This window comes from Marinobacter sp. 1_MG-2023 (assembly GCF_030549045.1).
GTDB lineage: Bacteria > Pseudomonadota > Gammaproteobacteria > Pseudomonadales > Oleiphilaceae > Marinobacter.
In genome coordinates, this window is the sequence record NZ_JAUOST010000001.1 from 1,335,901 (window position 1) to 1,359,292 (window position 23,392).

The 23,392-nt window shown below is 54.2% G+C and carries 22 protein-coding genes and 1 tRNA gene; 12 read left to right on the plus strand and 11 right to left on the minus strand.

Annotated features, from left to right (window positions below; translation table 11 throughout):
* Window positions 1–96: 96 nt before the first annotated feature.
* Entirely contained in the window at window positions 97–1,119 is a 1,023-nt protein-coding gene (locus tag Q4606_RS06085) for an AraC family transcriptional regulator (RefSeq protein WP_303606978.1), read from the minus strand.
* Window positions 1,120–1,424: 305 nt separating this feature from the next.
* Window positions 1,425–2,396, minus strand: a complete 972-nt coding sequence (locus Q4606_RS06090; RefSeq protein WP_303597284.1) for a response regulator — start codon at window positions 2,394–2,396, stop codon at window positions 1,425–1,427.
* 116 nt (window positions 2,397–2,512) lie between these two features.
* Here Q4606_RS06090 and Q4606_RS06095 point away from each other — a divergent pair, with 116 nt between their 5' ends.
* The 3 genes from Q4606_RS06095 to Q4606_RS06105 all read left to right on the plus strand — a co-directional run bounded on the left by Q4606_RS06095 (window position 2,513) and on the right by Q4606_RS06105 (window position 4,731).
* Window positions 2,513–2,995, plus strand: coding sequence for a YajQ family cyclic di-GMP-binding protein (locus Q4606_RS06095; protein ID WP_303597283.1), 483 nt, complete (start codon window positions 2,513–2,515; stop codon window positions 2,993–2,995).
* Window positions 2,996–3,073: 78 nt separating this feature from the next.
* On the plus strand, window positions 3,074–4,420 hold the full coding sequence (locus Q4606_RS06100) for an MFS transporter (RefSeq protein ID WP_303597282.1): 1,347 nt from the start codon (window positions 3,074–3,076) through the stop codon (window positions 4,418–4,420).
* Window positions 4,421–4,425: 5 nt separating this feature from the next.
* The gene (locus Q4606_RS06105; protein ID WP_303606979.1) at window positions 4,426–4,731 is read left to right on the plus strand and encodes an MGMT family protein; all 306 of its coding nucleotides are present in this window, start codon (window positions 4,426–4,428) and stop codon (window positions 4,729–4,731) included.
* On the opposite strand, the gene Q4606_RS06110 is transcribed toward Q4606_RS06105, so the two are convergent.
* From Q4606_RS06110 to Q4606_RS06120, 3 genes are all read right to left on the minus strand, one after another.
* Window positions 4,706–5,872, minus strand: a complete 1,167-nt coding sequence (locus tag Q4606_RS06110) for a type II toxin-antitoxin system HipA family toxin (protein ID WP_303606980.1) — start codon at window positions 5,870–5,872, stop codon at window positions 4,706–4,708. The genes Q4606_RS06105 and Q4606_RS06110 overlap by 26 nt on opposite strands.
* Window positions 5,862–6,104, minus strand: a complete 243-nt coding sequence (locus Q4606_RS06115) for a helix-turn-helix transcriptional regulator (protein WP_303606981.1) — start codon at window positions 6,102–6,104, stop codon at window positions 5,862–5,864. Before Q4606_RS06115 ends, Q4606_RS06110 begins: the two co-directional genes overlap by 11 nt.
* A gap of 73 nt (window positions 6,105–6,177) precedes the next feature.
* Window positions 6,178–6,939, minus strand: a complete 762-nt coding sequence (locus Q4606_RS06120) for an SDR family oxidoreductase (RefSeq protein ID WP_303606982.1) — start codon at window positions 6,937–6,939, stop codon at window positions 6,178–6,180.
* 89 nt (window positions 6,940–7,028) lie between these two features.
* Between Q4606_RS06120 and Q4606_RS06125 the strand changes: the two genes are divergently transcribed.
* The 6 genes from Q4606_RS06125 to gspD all read left to right on the plus strand — a co-directional run bounded on the left by Q4606_RS06125 (window position 7,029) and on the right by gspD (window position 13,578).
* On the plus strand, window positions 7,029–7,571 hold the full coding sequence (locus tag Q4606_RS06125; RefSeq protein ID WP_303606983.1) for an FxsA family protein: 543 nt from the start codon (window positions 7,029–7,031) through the stop codon (window positions 7,569–7,571).
* A gap of 191 nt (window positions 7,572–7,762) precedes the next feature.
* Window positions 7,763–8,050: a co-chaperone GroES gene (gene groES / locus Q4606_RS06130; RefSeq protein ID WP_072796755.1), complete on the plus strand. Its 288-nt coding sequence runs from the start codon at window positions 7,763–7,765 to the stop codon at window positions 8,048–8,050.
* Window positions 8,051–8,127: 77 nt separating this feature from the next.
* Window positions 8,128–9,780 carry a chaperonin GroEL gene (gene groL, locus Q4606_RS06135; protein ID WP_303597276.1) on the plus strand — a complete coding sequence of 551 codons (1,653 nt, stop codon included), beginning with the start codon at window positions 8,128–8,130 and terminating at the stop codon, window positions 9,778–9,780.
* A gap of 173 nt (window positions 9,781–9,953) precedes the next feature.
* Entirely contained in the window at window positions 9,954–10,745 is a 792-nt protein-coding gene (gspN, locus tag Q4606_RS06140) for a type II secretion system protein N (RefSeq protein WP_303606984.1), read from the plus strand.
* Window positions 10,746–10,747: 2 nt separating this feature from the next.
* Entirely contained in the window at window positions 10,748–11,602 is an 855-nt protein-coding gene (locus Q4606_RS06145; protein ID WP_303607021.1) for a type II secretion system protein N, read from the plus strand.
* Window positions 11,603–11,634: 32 nt separating this feature from the next.
* Entirely contained in the window at window positions 11,635–13,578 is a 1,944-nt protein-coding gene (gene gspD, locus Q4606_RS06150) for a type II secretion system secretin GspD (protein ID WP_303597274.1), read from the plus strand.
* 34 nt (window positions 13,579–13,612) lie between these two features.
* Here the strand turns inward: gspD and Q4606_RS06155 are convergent, their stop codons facing one another.
* The 6 genes from Q4606_RS06155 to purE all read right to left on the minus strand — a co-directional run bounded on the left by Q4606_RS06155 (window position 13,613) and on the right by purE (window position 21,018).
* Complete coding sequence (locus Q4606_RS06155; protein ID WP_303597273.1) at window positions 13,613–15,616, minus strand: M48 family metallopeptidase; 2,004 nt, start codon at window positions 15,614–15,616, stop codon at window positions 13,613–13,615.
* Between the two features lie 11 nt (window positions 15,617–15,627).
* A complete protein-coding gene (locus Q4606_RS06160) occupies window positions 15,628–16,215 on the minus strand; it encodes a LemA family protein (protein WP_303597272.1) in 588 nt (195 codons plus the stop codon).
* A gap of 23 nt (window positions 16,216–16,238) precedes the next feature.
* Window positions 16,239–18,302, minus strand: coding sequence for a bifunctional diguanylate cyclase/phosphodiesterase (locus Q4606_RS06165; protein ID WP_303606985.1), 2,064 nt, complete (start codon window positions 18,300–18,302; stop codon window positions 16,239–16,241).
* A gap of 265 nt (window positions 18,303–18,567) precedes the next feature.
* Window positions 18,568–19,146 (minus strand): superoxide dismutase [Fe], encoded by a 579-nt coding sequence (gene sodB / locus Q4606_RS06170; RefSeq protein ID WP_303597270.1) that lies wholly within the window; start codon window positions 19,144–19,146, stop codon window positions 18,568–18,570.
* Between the two features lie 90 nt (window positions 19,147–19,236).
* On the minus strand, window positions 19,237–20,361 hold the full coding sequence (locus Q4606_RS06175) for a 5-(carboxyamino)imidazole ribonucleotide synthase (protein ID WP_303597269.1): 1,125 nt from the start codon (window positions 20,359–20,361) through the stop codon (window positions 19,237–19,239).
* 165 nt (window positions 20,362–20,526) lie between these two features.
* Window positions 20,527–21,018, minus strand: coding sequence for a 5-(carboxyamino)imidazole ribonucleotide mutase (gene purE / locus Q4606_RS06180; protein ID WP_303606986.1), 492 nt, complete (start codon window positions 21,016–21,018; stop codon window positions 20,527–20,529).
* Between the two features lie 150 nt (window positions 21,019–21,168).
* On the opposite strand from purE, the gene Q4606_RS06185 reads away from it, so the two are divergent.
* The 3 genes from Q4606_RS06185 to Q4606_RS06195 all read left to right on the plus strand — a co-directional run bounded on the left by Q4606_RS06185 (window position 21,169) and on the right by Q4606_RS06195 (window position 23,392).
* Window positions 21,169–22,146: a hypothetical protein gene (locus Q4606_RS06185; RefSeq protein WP_303606987.1), complete on the plus strand. Its 978-nt coding sequence runs from the start codon at window positions 21,169–21,171 to the stop codon at window positions 22,144–22,146.
* A gap of 152 nt (window positions 22,147–22,298) precedes the next feature.
* Window positions 22,299–23,186, plus strand: coding sequence for a DUF2846 domain-containing protein (locus Q4606_RS06190; protein WP_303606988.1), 888 nt, complete (start codon window positions 22,299–22,301; stop codon window positions 23,184–23,186).
* A 130-nt stretch (window positions 23,187–23,316) separates the two neighbouring features.
* Window positions 23,317–23,392, plus strand: a tRNA-Val gene (locus Q4606_RS06195).

A 23,392-nucleotide genomic window follows, 5' to 3' on the forward strand; every position in this document is an offset into this window, starting at 1 on the left:
CGCCAAGGATGGCGCGACCGAGCCCTACAGGGATGTATTTACGGGCGTTTTCTGGGAGGCTCTGCCAGCCTCGGCCGTTTTTGCTCAGTCACAAGTCTACGACTGCCTGAACTCTCCAGGCGTCTTTCCCGCTACGGCTTTGAATTTACGGTGAAACGAGGTGGTTTCACTGTATCCCAGCCTTAGTGCTATATCCGGGATGCTCAAGTCGCTGTTTAGTAAGTAATCCTCCGCCATTTTCTGGCGAACCTCATCCAGCAGCTTTTGATAGGAAACGCCCTCCTGGCTCAGCTTCCTCTGCAGGGTTCGACTTGTCATTCCCAGATCGTCCGCCACCATGTCTTGCCGGGTGATGCCCTGCGTCAGCTGGTGCTGAATGCTGTGTTTTACCTGGGATGTAAGGCCAGTATCTGTGTCCAGCGTATCCAGTGAGGCCAGCTGGGTGAGGGCGTGCGCTTCCAGGGTTTTGCGCAGCATGGGGTCGGGCTGGCGCAGGCGGGTATCCAGTAAATCTTGTTTGAGCGTTATGGAATCTTCGTCTGCGCCAAACTGAACCGGGCAGTTCCAGCGGTTGCGATAGGCCTTTTCCAGCTCGACGCCGGGCAATTCCCGTTGCAGGCGAACGCTGGTAGGAGAGGCTTCAGTATCGTCTGCTAACCAGCGAGCGTAGTTCACCCAAGAGGCGAATACGTTATCGATCACCTGTGGTCGAACCACTGGGTCATCGTAGTTGCAGTTCCAGGTTAGTGTGATTGAGCCCTGAGCTATGGCCAGCCCGGTTGTGCCCATGTCGCCCACGAGTTTTTCAAACGGCGCTATTCTGGCAACGGCTTCCCCCAGGGTGGCACAGCTCATGGTGATATAACCCAGCACGCTGTAGGAGCCCGGCTGCACGAAGTCGCCGGTCTCCAGCCCGAGAATCGGGTTGTCGGTGAGTTCGCACAACAAACGGATAAAGTGCTGGAACTGTTCACCATCAATACGGCCGTCGTCAGAATCCAGAATGTTCGGATCCAGGTTAGCCTGTGCAAATAGGGCAGAGGTATCTGTGCCTGCGGATTCGGCCGCACGAACGTATTGACGAAGGGCGGCGACGGAGGCGGTTCCAAGGTTTTTCATGAATACAGCACAATTTTTTGGATGTTATAGCGGGAGTATAACGAATGTTGTGCCGAGCGACTTTAAAAGAGGGATTTGCGGGGAAGCAAAAAACAAAAAGGCCAGCTATCGAGCTGGCCAAAAAAGAACAACGAAAGTGCCTGAAAAATTCGTTAATTCGGTGGATTCCCCATTTGGCGGCGGAGGTACAACACGGCTCCTCCGCCATGGGGGATACTGCTTGAATCCACAATCTCAGAATAGGCTGTACGCTGCGCTGTGTCTGTGCGAGATGTGTGTCTCAGTGTTACGGATTGTTTGCCTGCTCAGGCGCTCATGCCTATCTCTGGTGCGGTCTCGGTAAACCGGCGGGTTTCATAGGCATCCACCAGGCCATTTACCGAGGCCCGTTCCATATCCTGAATGGAGGGCGTTCCGTTCTGGGCGTCGGCTTTGCAAAGCACCATGCCGGCTTCGACAGAAATATACCCCGCGGTGGTTTTCAGGGCCTTGTGGTTAATGCCATCAAACACCCGGCGAAAGGCGGTTGTTGTACAGTGGTCGCTGTTCGGGAAGTAGGAAATGATCGCAAACTGATTGTCGCCGACCCGGCATAGCACATCGATGGGGCGAATCAGGGTGCTTAGCCTGCGTGCAATGCCCACTGACAATTCATTCATAATGGCGGGCGGGTGCTTGCGTTTGAGTTCCTGCCAGTTGCGGATGCCACAGAGCACGTAAGCTGACGCACCGCCGCGGGATTCGGCATGGCGCAACATCTTGGTTAGCCGGTCCCGGCCGTAGCGGTTGTTGCAAAGACCGGTTTCAAGGTCGATGATGTTGCTGGATTCCAGTTCCCGGTTGTTCTCGATCAACAGGGCGTTGGCACGCAGCAGTGTGTTCTGTCGATCTGCCATTCGGTCGGCAGCGAAAATCCTTGGGATCAGCTGTTTGCTCATGTCGGATTTGTAGACAAAATCGTCTACGCCCCGGTCGAACGCTTCTGCGAGAGCTTCCACACTCTCCCGAGCGGTCAGCAGCATTACATAGGTGTAGTGGTTTTTCTGCTCATCCTGCTGGCGTACCTGATCGGTGAGCTCCAGCCCGTCCATTTCGGGCATCAGCCAGTCTGCAATCAGCACGCTTACCGGGCGTTGTTCGATAAGCTTGAGGGCCGCCGGTGCGTCATTGGCGATACGTACGTCGCGATAACCGGCATTCTTTAGAGTACGGCCAACCACCATACTGCTGAATTTCGCGTCGTCGACTACAAGTATTGGAAGGTCCAGATTTGGCATGTTTGTCTACTTTTTACAGTCCATTGTCAGATGCGATGATTACCGGGGCTTGATATGCTTGCCACAATTTCTAAAGCCGACAGTATACTCGCTACAGGTCCAGGAGAATAACGACCATGCCTTCTTTTGATATTGTTTCTGAAGTTGATATGCACGAAGTCACCAACGCGGTGGATAAAGCCAAAAAAGATCTCGGCAATCGCTGGGATTTCAAAAATGTAGATGCAGACATTGAACAGGATGATAAGGGCGTAACCGTCAGCGCCGAGCAGGAATTCCAGTTGGAGCAGGTGATCGACATACTGCGCATGGCGTTTGCCAGCCGCAATATCGATGGTCGCGCGCTTTCCGAGAGCGGCGAGAGTAAATCCGGCAAGCTGATGAAACAGCATTTTGTGCTGAAGCAGGGCCTTGAAACCGACATGGCGAAAAAGATCGTGAAGCTGATCAAAGACGCCAAGCTGAAAGTACAATCGAGCATTCAGGGCGACAAGGTGCGGGTGACCGGTAAAAAACGGGATGATCTGCAAACGGCAATTGCCTTGCTGCGCGAGACCGAACTGGACGTCCCTCTGCAGTTTAATAATTTCCGCGACTGATCCGGAGGCACCACCATTTCTACCGGCACCCGCCTGGCCCTGATCCGGGACACGCTGTTCACCTACACTCGCTGGCAGGTGATCGCTCTGTTGTTTCTCGGGTTCTCCGCCGGGCTGCCCTTTTTGCTGGTGTTTTCCACGCTGAATGCCCGCCTTGCCGACGTGGGTGTGGAAACCGCCACTATAGGCTTCTTCAGTTGGTTGGGAATAACCTATTCCATCAAGGTGTTCTGGGCGCCGGTAGTTGATCGATTGAAACTGCCGATACTGGACAGGCTGCTGGGCAAGCGTCGTAGCTGGATACTGCTGGCGCAGGTTGGCATTGCGACCGGTTTGTATCTGATGGCCCATGTAGACGCCATCGCGGTGCCTGAAACCATGGCGCTTTGTGGGCTGCTGGTGGCGTTTTCCTCTGCAACCCAGGATGTGGCTATCGATGCGTATCGCATCGAGATCGCTGAAGAGAGGCTTCAGGCCGCCCTGGCTGCTACTTATATCTTTGGTTATCGATTGGCTCTTCTGGTAGCCGGAGCCGGGGCTTTATACCTGGCGGAGTTCTGGTCCTGGCAGGTGTCCTACGAGGTTATGGCTGCTCTGGTGGGTGTGGGTGCTTTAACCGTGCTGATTGTTCGGGAGCCTGAGGTAAATCACTTTTCTATCGCGCAGGACATCGCCCACAAAGTCGAGCAGGAAGCCGCGAAGCGTACCCATCTGGGCCCGAGAATGGCACGCTTTGCCGGATGGTTTTATGCTGCCGTAGCAGGGCCCTTCCTGGATTTTTTCCGGCGCTACAAAGAGCTATCCATTGCAATTCTGTTGATGGTGGCGGTTTACCGCATTTCTGATATTGCCATGGGTGTTATGGCCAACCCCTTCTACCTGGATTTCATGGGTTTCAGCAAAACCCAGGTTGCGGACGTAACCAAGATTTTCGGGTTTTTCATGACGATTGCCGGCTCGCTGGCCGGCGGTGTTCTGGTTGTGCGCTATGGTACAAGGAAGATTTTGCTGGTGGGCGCGATCATGACGGCAGCAACAAACCTTCTGTTCGTATTTCTGGCCCAGTACCCGCCTGATCTGGTCACACTTGCGGTGGTGGTGAGTGCCGATAACCTCAGCGGAGGCATTGCCAATGTGGCCTTGATTGCCTGGCTGTCGAGCATGACCAGCGCGTCTTTTACGGCTACTCAGTATGCGTTGTTCAGCTCTTTAATGACGCTGCCAGGGAAGTTTCTGGGCGGGTTCTCCGGGATGGTTGTCGCGGGCTTTGGTTATGCAGAGTTTTTCCTCGTAGCCGGCTTGATGGGTATCCCCGCGATTCTTCTGGCTCTGTTTATGATTCGCCAGGGTGACAGGCTGGATGCCTTGGCGCCCGATCACTCAGGTAACGACAGTGCAGAGGCCGGCCAGGCCGCAAGCGGGTAAAGCGTATGGAACCGGGAAAGGATCAAAAAATCTGGCAGGTAGTGCTCGCAATCCCGCCGGGCAAGGTCGCCAGCTACGGCCAAGTGGCCGAAATGGCTGGTCTCGGTCGCCAGGCCCGCTACATTGGCAGGGCGCTCGGCAAACTCCCGCAAGGCCACTCCGTGCCCTGGTATCGGGTTATCCGCAGTAATGGCCAGATCGCCTTTCCGGAAGGCTCCGAGATCTATCAGGAACAGGTCAGTTTACTGCAAGCGGAAGGCGTCGAAGTGGTTAGCGGCCGGGTAGCTATGTCGCGGTTTCGTTGGCAATAAGAGTCTGCAAGTGCTCAAGCACCATTGACTGCACATTGTTCGGGTTCTGAGTAAGTCGGGTGGCGATGTAAGGCGACAGTTTTCCCAGGGCCTGGCGGCACTCTTCGTAAAGTGCACTGGCCTTTGAAGCCGTCAGATTGCATGCCTGTACCCCAAATCGCTCCAGTTGCTTGCGAGTTTGCCATTTTTTGCTGCCTGCAAGCGTAAGCGCGGGAATATCCTGCCTGATATAGGCCGTGGTGCAGACAATATCGTAAGCCGGCGCAAGTCTGGCTGAGGTGAAGCTCTCATAAACCAGGCCAAAGTTTTTCAGGTGCGCGTCCCCATTCTGCAGCGCGTTGCTGATAACAAGCATCTTGAAGAACTGCTCCAGTGAAGCCTGTTTGTTTTCCGGGCTCACAAAGGTTTTTATTGTTTTTGCAATTTGTTCATAACTGCCGCGGTACTTGTCTTCTCGCTGCTTTGCCTGAAGCACGCACATATCCTCGAAGCCCAGCGCGCTTCCGTCGTCGCGGAGATCAAATCGTTTCATGATAAACAGGGCTTCGTCGTCGGATAGATAGAACTCCGGTACTGGGATTCCCGCATATTGGCAGGCCAGCATGCAACAGTATTCGTTCAGGGCAAGAGCAGGGTAGTCTGGGCCCCAGGCCTTAACAATGAAGTCATCCAGACGCAGAGTTGCCTTGTTCTCAAGTTGTGCCAGCACTTTGGGTTGCACGCCACTCAGTGCAGAGCGCAGAGCGAAGCGTGAAACGAGTTCTTCGAACAGGCCCGGATTATCTGAGTGCAGAAGGGTATCGAGCTGCAAGGGCGACTTTTCAGATTGTTCATTGCGCGTGTATTCAACGCGTCCCCGAACATTAGGGGCAAGCAATCTGAGAAGTCCGAAGTCGTCGGTCTCTGTAATTTTGGCAAATTGCTTTTTGATGATTGAGAGCAGATAGCCCTCGGGCAGATGCATCTCGAATACCGGGTGCAAGCGCGGGTGGATGTAATCTTTGCGGCGCACAGGCATTGTGAGTGAAACGAACTGGTCTGGGGAAGCCGTCCCGCTGTAACGGAATACGAGGTCATCGGCTTCCTGGAACAGTTTTCCGGAAGGGAACCCCCCAGTGCGTACGCTTAGCTCATTGCCCATCCCGCAGCTCCTCCAGAGTAGGGAAGGGCGATTTATCCCGAATGGCCAGTTCCTTGCCGAGGTAGTCCAGTATCGCCATGACTTTGCGGATACCAACGTCGCCTGAGCGGCCATTTTCAAGCGCATTGATCGTGGCGCGGGAGATGCCGAGGTGCTCAGCCATTTTTAGCTGAGACACCCCGTTCTGTTGGCGCAAGGTTGAGATGGCCTTGCCTAATGTTTGTAAGTCCATTCTGAGTGGTTACTTTGTCTAATTTACTTTACATACTATTATTTTTGTTTATTTTGTAAAGTATTTTGGGCATTTAAATACGCATCGCGCCATCTACCTCGATCATCCGGCCCGACAGGTAATCGTTTTCAAAAATGAAAGCGGCCGCCGAGGCGATTTCTTCTGGCGTGCCCATGCGTTTGAGGGGGATGGCTGAGATCAACTTCTCAAGGACTTCCGGCCTCATGGATTCGGTCATTTCTGTCCCCACGAACCCGGGTGCAATGCCCATGCAGCGGATGCCGTAGCGTGCGAGCTCTTTTGCCCACACGGGCACCAGTGCAGATACGCCGGCTTTGGCGGCGGAATAGTTGCTCTGGCCCATGTTGCCGGCACGGGAAATAGAGGCGATGTTGATGATCACGCCTTTATTATCGTTCTTGATCATTTGAGTAGCCGCCTCACGGCCACACAGGAAGACGCCCGTGAGGTTAACGTCGATAACAGCCTGCCATTGGGCCAGTTCCAGGCGCTTCGTGATTTCGCCATCTTTTGCTTTGACCATCAGGCCATCTCGCAGTATTCCGGCATTGTTGACGAGACCATCCAAGCGTCCGAAGTCCTCTGCGATGGCGGCAAATGTTTTCTCTACTTCGTCTTCTTTTGCCACATTGCACACGTAGCTTTTCGCGTCGCTGCCTGCTTTTCTGCAGGCTTCTGCGGATTCTTCAAGTTTCTCTGGCATCAGGTCAATCAGAGCCAGTTTGGCGCCTTTTGCAGCCAGGTACTCGGCCATGGCGCGGCCAAGGCCCTGGCCGCCGCCGGTAATTGCTATCACAGAATCTTGAAGTTTCATGTTTTGCCCTAAGTAAGTGAGGAGGTATTTTGGAAAGGCTGAGAGTATACCAGACCTTTAAATGCCCCAATCCAGACCGTGAGAGCTTGATGCCCATATTATTATTTATCTTCATTATCATGCCGATCGCCGAAATGGCGGTGCTCATTCAGGTCGGCAGCGTGATTGGTGTGTTCAACACCATTGGTTTTGTGTTGCTAACGGCCGTGGCGGGAGCCTGGTTACTTCGCCAGCAAGGCCTGGCCACATTGCTTAAAGCCAATCAACGCCTGAACAGTGGCGAGTTGCCTGCCCGAGAAGTTGCTGAAGGGCTGATTCTTGCCGTTGGCGGTGTGCTGCTTCTGACCCCCGGATTTATCACCGACGCCGTCGGATTTTTTTGCCTTGTGCCCTTCACCCGGCACTGGCTCGCCGCGCAGGCGTTGAAGCGGATGGTGGTATCAGGCAAGAGTAGTGGGTTCTATTTCCGCGCTGGGGGTGGCCAGAACCCTTTCGGTCAGGACCCCTTTGGGCGGTCTGATAGCCCTTTTGGCAAACAGCGGCCATTCGACAGGGATGGCAACGGCGACATTATTGAAGGTGAATACCGTGACGAGACAGAAACCGACCACGATCGCCTCGAGAAAAAGTAAAAATTTTATCGGAGTGGGTGTTGAAAACCCCTGTACGAGCCCCACATAAGATTCACAAGTTAGCCGCAGGCCGATACCAGCTGGAAGCAGTGGGTCAGAGGCCGGGCAATTTTGCCGGATTGAAACAGCAATCCGGCTATCAACAGCAAATGTCATTGCCACATTAATCTGACTATTGGAGAAGCCGAGCAATGAAGATTCGTCCGCTACACGATCGTGTCGTTGTACGCCGTAAAGAAGAAGAAGAGAAAACTGCGGGTGGCATTGTGCTGCCAGGTAATGCCAAAGAAAAGCCTTCCCAGGGTGAAGTCGTTGCCGTTGGTAACGGTCGCGTTCTGGAAAACGGCGATGTTCGTGCGTTGGCAGTCAAAGCGGGTGATACCGTGGTATTTGGCCAGTATGCCGGCAACACCGTAAAAATCGACGGTGAAGAGCTGCTCATCATGAGCGAAAGCGACATTTACGGCGTGCTTGAGTAACAGCTCAGGCAGTTCGCATGATCAGTCCTTTATTCGATTGACTCAACGAATTCGGTTTAACGAACAGGAATAGAAACATGTCAGCAAAAGAAGTTAAGTTCGGTGATAGCGCTCGCAAGCGCATGGTCGCAGGCGTAAACGTCCTGGCGGATGCTGTTAAGGTTACTCTTGGCCCTAAAGGCCGTAACGTTGTTCTCGAGAAGTCCTTCGGCTCACCCACCATCACCAAAGACGGTGTATCGGTTGCCAAGGAAATCGAACTGAAAGACAAGTTCGAGAACATGGGCGCGCAGATGGTTAAGGAAGTTGCTTCCCAGGCCAATGACACTGCTGGTGATGGTACTACCACTGCTACGGTTCTGGCCCAGGCCATCGTTAACGAGGGCGTGAAGGCTGTGACTGCCGGCATGAACCCGATGGATCTGAAGCGCGGCATCGACAAGGCCACTGCAGAAGCGGTCAAAGCAATTCATGACATGGCCAAGCCTTGCGATGACAGCCGCAACATTGCCCAGGTAGGTACCATTTCTGCCAACGGCGACGAGACGATTGGTCAGCTTATTGCCGATGCAATGGTAAAAGTTGGTCAGGAAGGCGTAATTACCGTTGAAGAAGGCCGTGGCCTGGAAGACGAGCTGGACGTGGTTGAAGGTATGCAGTTCGATCGCGGCTTCCTGTCTCCGTACTTCATCAACAACCAGGACAACATGTCTGTTGAACTTGATGACCCGTTCATGCTGCTGGTCGACAAGAAGGTTTCCAACATCCGCGAACTGCTTCCGGTTCTGGAAGCTGTCGCTAAAGCTGGCAAGCCGCTGATGATCATTGCCGAAGACATCGAAGGCGAAGCGCTTGCGACTCTGGTTGTGAACAACATGCGTGGCATCGTAAAAGTCGCCGCTGTTAAAGCGCCTGGTTTTGGTGATCGTCGTAAGGAAATGCTGCAGGACATCGCCATTCTGACTGGCGGTACTGTGATCTCTGAAGAAGTAGGTCTGAGCCTTGAGAACACCACTCTGGACGACCTGGGCACTGCCAAGCGTGTGAACATCACCAAAGAAAACACCACGATTATTGATGGTGCTGGTGCGCAGACGGATATCGAAGCCCGTGTTGAACAGGTTCGCAAGCAGATTGAAGACAGCTCTTCAGACTATGACAAAGAGAAGCTTCAGGAACGTGTGGCCAAGTTGGCTGGCGGTGTTGCCGTCATCAAGGTAGGCGCTGGTTCCGAAGTTGAAATGAAAGAAAAGAAAGCTCGCGTTGAAGATGCGCTGCACTCAACCCGTGCTGCCGTAGAAGAAGGCATTGTGCCTGGTGGTGGTGTAACTCTGATCCGCGCTATTGCTGCGCTGGAGAAAGTTGATGCCATCAACGAAGAGCAGAAAGCCGGTGTTAACATTCTGCGTCGCGCCATGGAAGCACCTTTGCGTCAGATCGTTTACAACGCAGGCGGTGAGTCTTCTGTAGTGGTTGCCAAGGTTCGCGAAGGCGAAGGTTCGTTCGGCTATAACGCTGCGACCGAAGCTTATGGCGATATGTTGGAAATGGGTATCCTGGATCCTGCCAAGGTAACCCGTTCTGCACTGCAGGCAGCTGCCTCTGTTGCATCTTTGATCATCACCACTGAGGCGATGGTTGCGGATGAGCCGGATGACGAGAAAGCCGGTGGCGCTATGCCTGATATGGGCGGAATGGGTGGAATGGGAGGCATGGGCGGCATGATGTAATGCCGTTCATAACCTGCTGATTCCGACTGCGCCTCTGATTAAGAGGCGCAGCCAGATCTGCTCAAAAACCCCGCGTCGGTTCACACTGGCGCGGGGTTTTTGTTTTTTTGTCATGAACTTGACCAAAGCGTTTGCTAGACTCGGCAACCAGCCAACTGTCTGTGTGTAAATGAATGAGTGACGCTGAATCCAAACATTTTTTTCGCCCCGGCAAGGTATTTTTGCTGTTGCTGCTTGGGGTGATTGTCTACCTCGGTGCGTTGATTGTTTTTATACCCGCAGGCTGGCTCTGGCAGCAGGCATCGCCGCATATTTCCCTTCCTGCTCAGGTTCAGGTCAAGCAGGTCGCGGGCAAGGTCTGGGATGGCGCCGCTGGAGTTGTTGTTGCCGGTTTTCCGGTGCGCGTGCACTGGCAGTTGGGCTGGCCCTCGATCACAGCGCTGGAGCAACCTGTGCGGATTTCGGTGGAGTCTCTTCAGTCCGCTGTTTCGGGCGATATAGCCTTGGGTTGGCCTGCAAATGCTCGTCTGAATGCCCGCGGTAATATTGCCGTTGCCGAGTTTGAAGAACTGATCCGGCGCAGTGGTGGCGCGATGATTGAGGGCGACGTGAGCATTGATCGCCTGGCTCTGGAATGGGCCGACGACCGTGTCGTGAGTGCCGACGGCCTCGGCCGATGGGCAGGGGGCAGGGTGAGCTGGCCCATGGGTGATCAGACCGGGCAGGCCCAGTTTCCGCCTATGCAAGCCAATCTGGACACGACCAATGGTGGTGTGGCACTGGTTATTTCGGAGCAATCAGGCAGCGGTCCTGCGGCAGATGCAAATATCCGCTGGAACGGAATGATGGAGTTACGGGTCTATAAGCGCATGATCGATCTGGCCGGTCAGCCCTGGTCGGACTCTGCCAGCCCGGATGATATCGTGTTCCGTGTAAGGCAGCCATTGCTCCCGGGGGCGCGTTGATGATGGCTATGCCGGCTGCCGATACCCAGCATCGGATTGCTAAAGCGTTCGCCAATCTGCTGCTTGTGGGGTTGGTGATCTATCTGGGAGTTGTGTTGGCGAATGCTACCTGGCTTTACGCCTGGAATGATAAGCCGGTTGTGATTGCGCCGGTCTCCAGTGCGTCAGGTGTTTCGGTTTTTGGAAGTTCTGGCCGCTACCCAATGGCGAGCTACGAGTTTTTTGGTCGGCCGGAGGTCTCAGGAGAGGTGGCCGAGGCAGTGAAACGTTCAGCTCCGGAGACTGGATTAAAGCTCAGGCTTCAAGGGGTTCTGGTAGGACAGCGCCCGGAGGACTCAGGTGCTATAGTGGCCGGAAGCAATGGTGAAACCTCGTGGTATCGGGTTGGTGATTTGCTTCCGGGCAATGCCGAGTTGGCAGAGGTAGAGCCCGGGCGCATACTGATTCGCCGTGGCGGTCGTTATGAATCACTGACGTTTGAGGAAGACGACACTTCCACAATGGTTGCAGAGGTGGCACGGGAGCCGGCAGAATCATCACCGAAAGCGTTTCTTGAAAATGCCAGGCAACAGTTGGACAGTTCAGGTGTTGCCGCACTGACGCCTTACGGGCTGAGCCCCGTGGATGACAGCGGTATGTCGGGCTACGTATATGACGGCTCTAATGCCATGTTGAACGCAGTGAATCTCAAAGCCGGGGACGTAATAACAGCCATCAACGGGCAGCGTCTGGGCGACCTGCAACAGGATCAGTCGTTGCTGGAAAGCTGGCGTGGCCAGGCCAGCCTTGATATTGAAATCGAACGTGACGGATCTTTCCTAACCATAAGCTATGCCATACCCGAGCAGTGGCGCTGATCGGGTTCATCGATACAGGAAGAAATCGCCAGATGTATAACCACAAAACCAATTTTCTGCGGGCCCTGGCTCTGCTTGTTCTTTTACCCCTGATGTCGATGGCATACGGCCAGGAAGAAACCTGGAGACTGAACCTCAAGGATGCGGATATCCGCGCTTTTGTTACTCAGGTCGCGGATATTACCGGTTACAGTTTTGTGGTGGATCCCCGGGTTAAGGGTAAGGTCACCGTCCTTTCCAGTGCACCGATGAACAAGGATGAGATTTATGATCTGTTTCTTGCGGTGCTTAACGTCCATGGTTTCACCGCTATTCCCGGCGAAGAGGTTATCAAGGTGGTTCAGCAGGTGGATGCTAAACAGTCCGCCGAGGCTCTGGGCCGATTCCCCAGTACGCCCTCTGAACAGCTGATTACCCGGGTTATTCAGATTGATAACGCGAATGCATTGGAGCTAGTGCCCATTCTTCGGCCGCTGGTGGCAAAATACGGCCATCTGGCTGGCGTAGCAGCCGCTAATGCGCTGATTATCAGTGATCATTCTTCTAATATTCAGCGGATTGAGCAGATTGTGAGGGAGCTGGACAGCCCCTCTAAATATGAAGTAGAAGTGATCAAACTTCGGGAAGCCTGGGTCGGCGATATGGTGGTGCTGTTGCAGGAGCTGGCGCCGGATGAGCTGGGTCGCGCCGGAAACGACAGCGCCGCCAGAAAGTACAGTGTCACCGCTGATGAGCGTAGCAACCGTCTTATCCTCCGGGGTGATGAATCCTTCCGGAACAAGATGCGTGGTTTGATTGCGCAACTTGATCAGCCATCTGCCAGCGGGGGCACAACCAAGGTAATCCGCCTCAGGCACGCCGATGCGAAGAATCTGACCGAGATCCTCACGGGTGTAATGGGCGAGCTCGCCAAGGAAAGTGGCTCCGGAGGCGCGGCTGGTAGCGGCGCTACCAGCAGGCCTCAGGGCAGCTTCTCGGTGTTTGCCGATGAGGGGCTGAACGCTCTGGTGGTTCGTGGTGAGCCGTCGTTGATGCAGGAGGCAGAAGTGATTGTCGCCGCGCTGGATGTTCGTCGTGCCCAGGTAATGATTGAGGCGGCAATTGTCGAAATCAGCGATGAACTTGGTCAGGACCTTGGGGTCCAGGTGGCGGTTGGTGATGAATCCGGCGCCTCTACGCCTGTAATGGGAACAAACTTCGGGAATGTGGGAAACAGCCTGGGTGATGTTGTCAGCGCAATTCTGACGGAGTCCGCCATTGCACCGGCATTAGGGGGGGTTACTATCGGTGCCGGCCAGAGAAATGAGGACGGTGTGACCTGGGGAATTCTACTGCAGGCGCTATCAACCTCTGCAGCGGCTAATCTGCTTTCGACACCGAGTATCATTACTCTGGATAATCAGGAGTCGGAAATTATCGTTGGCCAGAACGTCCCTTTTCGTACAGGTCAGTCCACCGTTACGGGTGACGGCACCACTAATCCGTTCACCACGATTGAGCGCCGGGATATTGGTCTTACTCTGAAGGTAACTCCAACCATCAGTGCGGATGGCCTGGTAAGGCTGGTTGTTGAGCAGACCACAGAAAGCGTTGCCGACAGTATTGAAGATGCGTCGGATATCGTGACGAACAAACGTGAAATAAAGACAACGGTACTTGCAGACGATGGCGAAACCATCGTGCTTGGCGGCCTAACCCGCGACGATTACACGGTGAACAAGAGCAAAGTGCCCCTGTTGGGCGACATTCCGTATATCGGGAGACTGTTTTCGTCGGAGTCTGAGCGCAGGGTGAAGCGTAATCTGTTGGTGTTCCTGCGACCCAAGATTCTCCTTGGCAAGGGCGATGCGGTAGTGGCGACATCCGAAAAGTTCAATCAGTTGTGGGATGTGAACCTGGATATTCGCAACAAACTCGGCTTGCCGGAAGTTGAAGTGAATCCCGATGTAGACATATTGTTTAAAGCCGGCGAATAAAAGTTCGCCGGAAAAATAAATACCTGCATGCCTTTTAGATAGTCATCGGCGGCATAGGGCAGTCCATCTGGTCTGCCACTAGCCGCATCAGCTCGTACTCCCGTACCTCTATAACGCCATCATAAGTGATGCAATGCCCGCAGGCATCGATAACCGCTGGCTTCAGCAGGGGCGATAGGCCATTCAGCGCCTTCAATGCTTCTTGCAGTTGTTTCATGGTGACTTTTGTCAGAATCGGATAATCGCCGCTTCCGCGGCTTGCGAAGCCGGCAATGGCTTCGCGATACAAAATGCCTGCGTCCGCACTTTTACCCGCCCCGGCTCTTGCCAAGAGGCTCAGAAGTCTCTGAAGTGCCGGCATCACCGGCTTGTAACTGCGGTGGCGTACAGGCATTGCCCTGTCTGAATCCACGCCTAAATGGCGGGAAAGGAAGCTGGTAAGAGTGAGCTCGAATAGCGTAATCCGCTTGTCTGCGTTGACCAGTTTCCTCGCATTGCGAATCAATTGCGCGCGTTCGTCTGGATCCAGTTTGCGCAAAGCTGGCATGGCGAGTTCCAGAGCCGGGAAGCGCACAGCCTCGCCAAGGTTTTGAAGCGCAGGGATCAGTTTGGCCAACAGGTCTGATTGCGCGCCAAGTAACGAATGCTCCGGAAGCAGTCCGAGGCATTCTTCTTGTTGCCGTTTGTCCAAATCGCTAACGAGCAGGGCATAGCAGAGCTGAATGGCTCCTGCCCGGGTGTAAAGCAAGCCGCGGAATGTTGAAGGCAAACGGCGCAGCAGATGAACTGCAAAGTCTTCGCCTTCCGGGCTAACCGTACCGACTCGTTCCGATAGCTTTTGTGCCGTCGTGGATGTGGGTGTTGGTGCCGCGATTGCCGAGCCTGAAGGGGATGTGCGCCGGCCAGAAATGCTGCCGTAAATGTCTGCTGCAGTATCCGCAAAGCCAGAGGCACCTTCAGGTCTTCGCCCGGTCGTAGCTGCACGCAGATCACTACCGGGTTCAGTGTCCCTGAGGCGGCTTTTTAGCCGGGCCATTAACCCGGGCTGAATGGCGTTAATACGCTGGTCAATCGGAGGATGGGACGCAAGTAAAGCAGAGAACTTCATGCGTGCGGCTTCCCCGAAGCACATGTGGTTCATATCACTGGCATGGCCGGTGGTATCCAGGTAACTGCTTCTAAGGCCGATCTTGAAGAGGGCTCCGCCAATCCCTTCCGGGTTGCGGGTAAACTGAACTGACGATGCATCGGCGAGGGTTTCCCGTTGACGCGACACGGCAGCCTGAATCAGGCGTCCGAAAAATACGCCCAGGTAGCCGATGACAAACAAAGCTATGCCAAGCAGCCCCATGGCAGCCTGGGCGCGCCCATCCCGGTTGCGGGCGGTTGTCCGTCCACCGCTATAAAACGAAACACGAACGAGAAACCCACCGATTTGACCAATCATCAGAATGCCGGCGAGCAGGGCTATGAGGCGAACGTTAAGGCGCATATCACCGTTGAAGATATGGCTGAACTCGTGACCCACAACGCCCTGAAGTTCGTCCCGGGTTAATTGGGTGATTGCCCCGTGGGTAACGACCATCACAGCCGAGCCGGGCGTGTACCCCGCCACAAAGGCGTTGATGCCGGTCTCGCTATCCATTATGTAGAGCTCCGGCACGGGCACGCCGCTGGCGATAGCCATCTCCTCTACGATGTTGCGCAGCTTGCGCTCATCTCCATCTCGGGTGTCGGGGTCAATGGGGCGTGCGCCAACCATTTTTGCAACGCGGCTGCCGCCGCCGGACAGGTCTGCCCAGCGTATGAGTGACCCCATACATATGAGAATAACAACAGCTGAGGCGGTGATCAGGCCATGGCTGGATAATAGCCAGTAGTGGAAAGGCTGGCCGGAAGTTTCGCTGCGGGTCACGAGATAACCCACGAGACATACCGCCAGTGTGATCAGCATCACTGCTGTGATAAACAGGAACACGAGCAGACTGGTATTGCGCCGGGCACTGGCCTGGCGCTGGAAAAAACCGGGATGAGCCATTTTTCAGAGCCTCAGAAGGCTACTTTCGGAGCCTGGCGGGCCTCCGGAGATTCAAGCTCCAACTGAGAAGTTTCCTTGAACGCAAACATGCCTGCGATAATGTTGTTAGGGAACTGTTCGCGGAAGATGTTGTAGCTCATTACTCCGTCGTTATAAGCCTGGCGGGCAAAGGAAACCCGGTTTTCGGTGCTTGAAAGCTCTTCCATCAATTGCTGGATGGTCTCATTGGCTTTCAGTTCCGGGTAGTTTTCTGCTACAGCATAAAAGTTGGCAAGTGCTTTGGTCAGCAGGTTTTCGGCGCCACCTAGCCGCTGGATTTTGGTGCCGTCGCCTGGATCTTTTGCTGCGTCTTTCTGCGCGCTGACGGCATTATTCCTGGCTTCCATTACCTGGGTCAGCGTTGATTTTTCGTGCACAAGGTAGGCCTTGGCTGCTTCAACCAGGTTGGGGATGAGATCGTGCCTGCGCTGAAGCTGAACGTCTATCTGAGCGAAGCCGTTTTTGAACTGGTTACGCAAAGAAACCAGGCGGTTGTAGATAAAAACCAGATAGATTGCCACGATGGCAATAACAATAAGGCCGATAATGGTAGTGCCCATGGCAACTCCTCACAGGTAATGGGTCAGGTGTTATTTTCTACAGTTTTCTGGTGGAACCTTTGTACAAAAGTCTCGAAATCGTCAGGACGGATGGGTCGGCTGAAGAGATAACCTTGTGCCAGTTTGCAACCACGCTGGCTGAGATAGCATTCCTGCTCTGCTGTTTCCACGCCTTCCGCAATCACCGTAAGGTTGAGGCTTTTGCCGAGATCGATAATGGTGTTGGCAATCTGTGTATCTTCTTCGTTAACAAGCAGGTCCCGTATAAACTGCTTATCAATCTTCAAGTGCTGTACTGGCATTTTCTTGAGGTAGGTAAGGGATGAGTAGCCAGTGCCGAAGTCATCTACGGCAATGCTGATGCCAGCCCGATTCAGGGTGTGAAGCTTGGCAACCGCATCTGACAGGTTGGTCATGAAGCTGGTCTCAGTGACTTCCAGCTCCAACCGACCCGCCGGGACGCTGTGGCGCTTCAGCGTGCTCAGTATGTCGTCCACAATCCGATCCTGACGAAGCTGAACCGCAGACAGGTTGACGGCGATCCGCAGGTGAAGCCCCTTGTCTGCCCATAATCTGGCTTGCAGACAGGCCTGTTCCAGCACCCACTGACCAATTTCTACAATAGTGCCATTATTTTCCGCGACCGGAATAAAGTAATCCGGTGGAACCAGGCCGCGTAAAGGATGTTCCCATCGAAGCAGCGCCTCCGCGCCGATAATCCGTTTGGTTTCGAGGTTAATCTGAGGCTGGTAAACGAGGTGGAACTGGTGAAGAGCCAGCGCCTGTGAAAGATCTTTCTCCAGCTGCTTGCGGTCCCGGATTTCCTGGTCGATGCTTGCCACGTAAAACTGGAAGTGATCCCGGCCCTTCTGCTTAGCCAGCATCATGGTCTGCTCTGCGCTCTGTAGCAGACGGTCTGGCTGGATGGCATCGGATGGGTAAAGGGCAATACCGAGAGTTGCCGTCATGGAAATGTTCTGGCCTTCGACACCGATGTTCTCGCTGATTCCAGCCAGAATGGCTTCTGCAGTATCTGCCGCCTGAAAACCATCTTTGAGTCCTTTCTCAACAACCACAAACTGATCCCCCCCGAGCCGGGCGACAGTGAAGCGTGAACCACTCAGGTAGTTGAGGAGCCGGTCTGCAACGGTCTGCAGGGTCATATCCCCGGTACGGAAACCGCACTGGTCGTTAATAGATTTGAAATCGTCGATACCGCAAACAATCACGGATAGCAGTGTCTGGTTAAGCTTCGATTCTTCGATATCAGCTTTCAACAGTTCCATGAAGCTGTCTCGGCTGAGCAGCCCGGTTAGCTGGTCGTAGCGGGCAAGCCGGCTGACTCGGTCTTCGGCTTCGCGATGGCGTTTCTGGCTGTCGCCAATCGCGACAAGCAGGGTGTTGGTCGCCTTTACCCAAAGCCCGAGTTCGTCCTTCTCGTGTCCCGCAGGGGTGCCAATCAGGCGGTCATCCGGATGTGCTGGGTCGACCTGCTTCAAGGAGTGCACAATGCGCAGCAGCGGGCGGGTCAGAAGCATGTAGAAAACAAAAAACAGCACCATGCCCAAGATCACGGCTGTGGCGATAACCGATGTGAAGGTAATGATGGCGCGGCCGAGCCACATGTGGGCTGCTGGCTCGGTATCGTAGTGAACAACGAAATAACCGTATACAGAGCCCGCCGGGTCGCCTTTGCGTACCAGTTCTGTCCGAAACTGGCGTTCGGCACCGAAAATCCAGTTGGTCAGCGGTCGGAATGCACTGTCAGCCATTGGGCGCGAACGACTGCTTAGAGGTTCGCCGTTGGTGTGGAGGATCTGGGCAAGATGCACGGCTTCCCTCTCAAACAGGCCGTCGACCACCTGTTTTGCCAGATCTGCGTCAATACTGAACACGGCTTGGGTTGCAGCGTCTTTGACCATCGCAATGGTTTCGCCGGCCTCATTGTTGAGGTCAGCAGATACGCGGCGAGCATCGAGTACCACCTGTATGGCACTCACAATCACCCCGCTGATCAGTGCAACGGCAAGTATCCACCAAAGGATGCGGTAGCCAAGGCGGTTTTCGGCCTCAAAGGATGCTTGCATTCAAATCCGTCTTTAGCCCGTTCATCAGGCGCCCTTGTTCTTGTAGATATCAAGTGTTGGAGTAACTTACCATATTGCTGACTGTAGGGATTACGGTTCAGGTCAAACGACACTCTATATAGTAGCGGGGATTATTTCAGATACTTAAGAGCGTCGACGTTTCAATTTGTAAGTTTCCTTCTTTGCCATTAATAAAACGCCCGCATATAGCGGGCGTTTTATTTTCAGCTGTTGCCAGCTGTGCCTGTATTACAAATCAGGACAATCAAGCCAGGTTTTCGTTTACGAAATCCCAGTTGACCAGGTTCCAGAATGCTTCCAGGTAATTCGGGCGAGAGTTGCGATAGTCAATGTAGTACGCGTGCTCCCACACATCGACGGTAAGCACAGGCTTGTCAGCACCGGTCAACGGTGTTTCTGCGTTGCTGGTGTTGGCAATGGCAACACTGCCGTCTGCTTTCTTGACGAGCCAAGTCCAGCCTGAACCGAAGTTGTTGGCGGCTTTGTCGTTGAATTCTTTTTTGAAGTCATCGAACGAGCCAAAGGCTTTTTCAATAGCTTCTTTGGCTGCACCTGTGGGCTCACCACCACCGTTCGGGCTCAGGCAGTGCCAATAGAAGGTGTGGTTCCATACTTGTGCTGCGTTGTTGAACAGCGGGCCACTGGCGCTTGTGATAATGTCTTCGAGCGACTTGTTGGCGTTGTCCGTACCTTCAACCAGGCCGTTGAGCTTGGTTACGTAGGTGTTGTGGTGCTTGCCGTAATGGTATTCGAGGGTCTCGGCAGAGATGTGGGGTTCCAGTGCGTTCTTTTCGTAAGGTAGTGCCGGAAGTTCAAATGCCATGAGGTCGTTCTCCCTGATTCTCTCGATTATGGTGAATGTCACCGCTCTAATATAGGGGCGATTTGAGCGATATCAACCCCGGTAGGCGATTCAACCGTTGCTGTTGCTGTTTAATGAACTGCTGAACTCTGGGCTGCCGGGCAAAAACTGCACGCAGTTTCTGACTCGCCAGACCAGTTCGGCGTAGCTGTCTGCCAGGACATTTACATGGCCCAGCTTGCGGCCGGGCCGTTCGCCTTTTTTGTAAAGGTGCACATGAGCGTAAGGCAGTTCCAGCAGGCGTTCAATATCTCCGTGCTCTGCAATGATGTTAATCATGCAGCTCAGGCCTCGTGGCTCTACATTACCCAGAGCATGCCCGCTTATGGCGCGTATGTGGTTCTCAAACTGGCTGGTCATCGCGCCTTCGATGGTCCAGTGGCCGGAGTTGTGAACCCGTGGTGCCATTTCGTTCGCAACCAGGCCTGCGGGCGTGTCAAACAGCTCTAGCGTTAGCACACCTACGTAATTTAGTTCGTTCAGAAGAGCTTTGATATAACGTTCTGCATCTTCCTGAACGTGTTTTTCCAACTTGGGTGCCGGCGCGATTGCGTAACGCAGAATACCTTCGTGGTGCACGTTTTCCGAGATGGGGTAAAAGGCCAGTTGGCCGTCTTCACCGCGGACTGCAATGATTGATACTTCCCGGCTGAACTCGACGAACTTTTCCACCATCAGTCGCGGGTGGCCGATGGATTCCCAGGCGGCTTCGGCATCTTCCGGGCTTCTCAGTACTGCTTGGCCCTTGCCGTCGTAACCTTCGGTGTTGGACTTGGCAACAACCGGGCAGCCCAGGCTTTCCGCCGCAGCTCTCAGGGATTCGGCGCTGTCGGCAATCTTCCATTGTGGCGTAGGAATGCCCAACTCACCGAACAGTGTCTTCTCCGCTTCTCGATTCTGACAGACCTGCAGGGCGCGGGGGCAGGGGTGAACCGGCTTTTCTTTGGCCAGTTTTTCTGCAACGTCGACAGGAAGGTGTTCGAATTCGTAAGTGACCCGATCAACCCGGGACAGGAAGTCATCCAGGTACTTGCCTTCGCGATCAATGATGACTTCACCCAATCCGGCACTGGGGCTGCCTGACATGTCGTAGAAAACAAAGGTTTTGGCCAGCGGGTATCCGGCGAGGGCAAGCATTCTTCCCAGTTGACCGGCGCCTAGTACACCAATTCTCATTTGTGTTCTCCTGCCGTTGACGGGCATTGATCAAGTTTGGGTGAGTTTGCGGGCAGGGCTTTCCAAAACTGTGCGGAGCCATGGATGGCGGAGCCAAGCGTACATGGATGTATTTACAGCGTGTTTTGAAAAGCCCTGTCCGCACACTCTTGCACGGAGTTGGGCTTACTGCTCTTTTGGATCGGGATTATCCAGAATCGTTTGCGTTTGTGCTGTACGGAACTCGTCGACAGCTTCGCGCACACTCTCATCAGAGGTGCCAATAATCTGTGCGGCCAGTAATCCGGCGTTGGTAGCGCCCGCGTTGCCAATGGCCAGGGTGCCAACGGCAATGCCGCCGGGCATTTGGACAATAGAAAGTAACGAGTCAAGGCCGCTGAGCGCTTTGGATTGAACGGGCACGCCCAGTACCGGTAGAGATGTCTGCGAAGCGACCATGCCGGGGAGGTGAGCTGCGCCGCCGGCACCTGCAATGATGACTTTCAGGCCGCGATCGGACGCTGTTTTTGCATAGTCGAATAGCAGATCCGGGGTGCGGTGAGCCGAGACGACTTTGGTTTCATAGGTGACGCCGAGTTTCTCGAGCATGTTGGCGGCGTGTTCCATGGTGGGCCAGTCGGATTTCGAGCCCATGATAAGTCCTACAAGCGGCTGCATACGCAACAGTCCTGTGATAATTGGAAAGCCGGACATTGTATGTTTTGGCTATCTACCATGCAAGGAAGGCGGCTTCGTGATTTCAACCCATCCGCAAGTGCATGTATTATCAGTGTCAGTGACTTAAACCGCCCATATTCAGGAGCTGCAATGGAACCCATCCGTCCAGATGACGATGAACTGAGAGCTGAACGGCCTTTTGGCGCCGCGGAGAAAAAGGCACCAGCCCAGAAGAAGCCGAAATCGTCAGCGGAGGCTTCAGGCGGAAAAGTGAAGCCACCGAAGCCGGCACAGAAGAGCACTGGTAATAGTAACGGCGGCGGTAGTGGTCGGTCCGGGCTGGCGGTTTTATGGTTGCTGGTCATCGCGGTGGCTGTCGCGTCCATTGCTGGGTGGTATTCCCAGAATCAACGGATCCAGATGCTTGAGGGGCAACTGGAGGAGGCGGATTACTGGGCCCGTCAGAGCAAGCTGGCATTGGCAAGATTCGAAGGTGACCTTTCACAAACCGGAGAGAATCTGCAAGAGCATGGAGCGTCTCTGGCTGAGCAGCTTGACGCCCAGAAGAAGCAACTTGATGTGGCGGATAGCGAGATCCGTAAGCTGTGGGCCATCGCAAACGAGCGCAACAAGAAGCGCCTGGATGAACACCAGGACCGAATTGCCGCGGCAGAGGGCGGGCTCGCTGAAAGCAATAAGGCGCTGGCAGATATCGAATCTACAGTTGAACAGGTCCGTGCGTCCCTGGGCGCCGACGTGGCCGCGTTGACGAAGCAAACTGAGACGTCTGTTGCAGCCCTGGAGGATTCTAGCCGGCAGGCAACGGAGCAGCTGACATCGCTGAGCAAGCAGTTGGCGGATGTTGATCAGGTGGTAGAGCGCCGGGTTCGTCGTTTTGAGCAGGAGCAAAAACTCGGAATCGATGGCATGGAAGGGCGTTTGTCGGCTCTGGAGCGGAAACTGGCTGATTTGTCGGATAATGACGGCAATCAGGCGCTAAGGAATGAGCTGGCGGCGCTGAAAAAGAATGTTCAAGCAATCGATTCATCCCGTGCCCAGCTTACATCACGCCTCGTGCGGTTGTCGGAGGAAGTTAATCAGCTTCGCAGCCAGGTATCAGGCCAGTAACTGAGGTGACATCGACACTGGTGGCGCCGCACTGAGCGTGCGCGCCCTGGTTTGTAACGGTTTGTTATTCATCCCTTGCGGTAGCTCTCATTTATACGGTTTGTCAGTTGCTATGATCGGGCAACTCACCAAAGGATGAAGAGTTAACAAAAATGAAAACCCCAGTGTCTTTTTTTGAGTCCCTCAAGCACGCCTCATTTTCATTTCGTGGGCTGTTAGTCGTTTCACTGTTGCTGCCTGCGTCTGGTTGTACGTTTTACCATTCCATTGGCAAAAGCGTCGGGTCTTTCCTGCATCCGGTTTCCGGTCATGACTTTGTCCATCTCGACAACGATGAATGGGACAGCAGGCATGCGGTTCTGTACTTCTATCGCACCCACTCCCAATGGGCTGAAGACGAGATCGAATCCCCCAGCGTTTATATTGATGACACCCACTACTTCAATATCCGCAATAACAGCTTTACCTGGCTTGTGGTGAATCCCGGCGAGCGTCACCTTGCCATGCGCAGGCCATTGCTTGGCCTGGAAGGGCTGAATTCGTTCAGTCTTAGCCTGATTGCAGACGCCACCTTAACGGTTGAGCCAGGCCGTATTTATTATCTGCGGTATAACGAATTATCTGAGCCAACACAGATGCACCCGGAGCTCGATCCGGAACACCCCCTCGCAGAGGGGCACCTGCAACTGGTCACGCGGGAATACGCCATGCAGAGGCAAGAAATTATCTCAACACGGTTTCTGAACAGCGATATGCTGGCGCCTAACCATGCCGCCGTCTCCATTGTCGAAACCAACGAAGATGTCGACTACGAGCGGCAGATATCGCTTCTTGAAGAAGAGCGCGCGCTTGAGATTGAAAGGCTTGAAAGTGAGGGGCTTTATGAGCCGGCTCCATGGTACTGGCCATTCGGAGGCGGTCCTTCGGTGCCGTTGGAGGCGGACCGGAAAATTGAGCAGCTGGAGCAGGAATATGCTTCGCTGGAGCTGGAGCGCGAACGTCGTGAGGAGGCAGAATCTGACGGTTGGTGGTTTTTCTAGGGTTTCCCGAAAAAGATTTGACACCGCCGAACAAATGCTTAAAATGCGCCTCTCACTTGGTTGAGCAATGAAGCCTGTTTACAGGCAACATAAGCAATATCAGGTGAGTGCCTTTGAAAGGTACCAGAGTGGGTGGTTAGCTCAGCTGGGAGAGCATCGCCCTTACAAGGCGAGGGTCACTGGTTCGATCCCAGTACCACCCACCA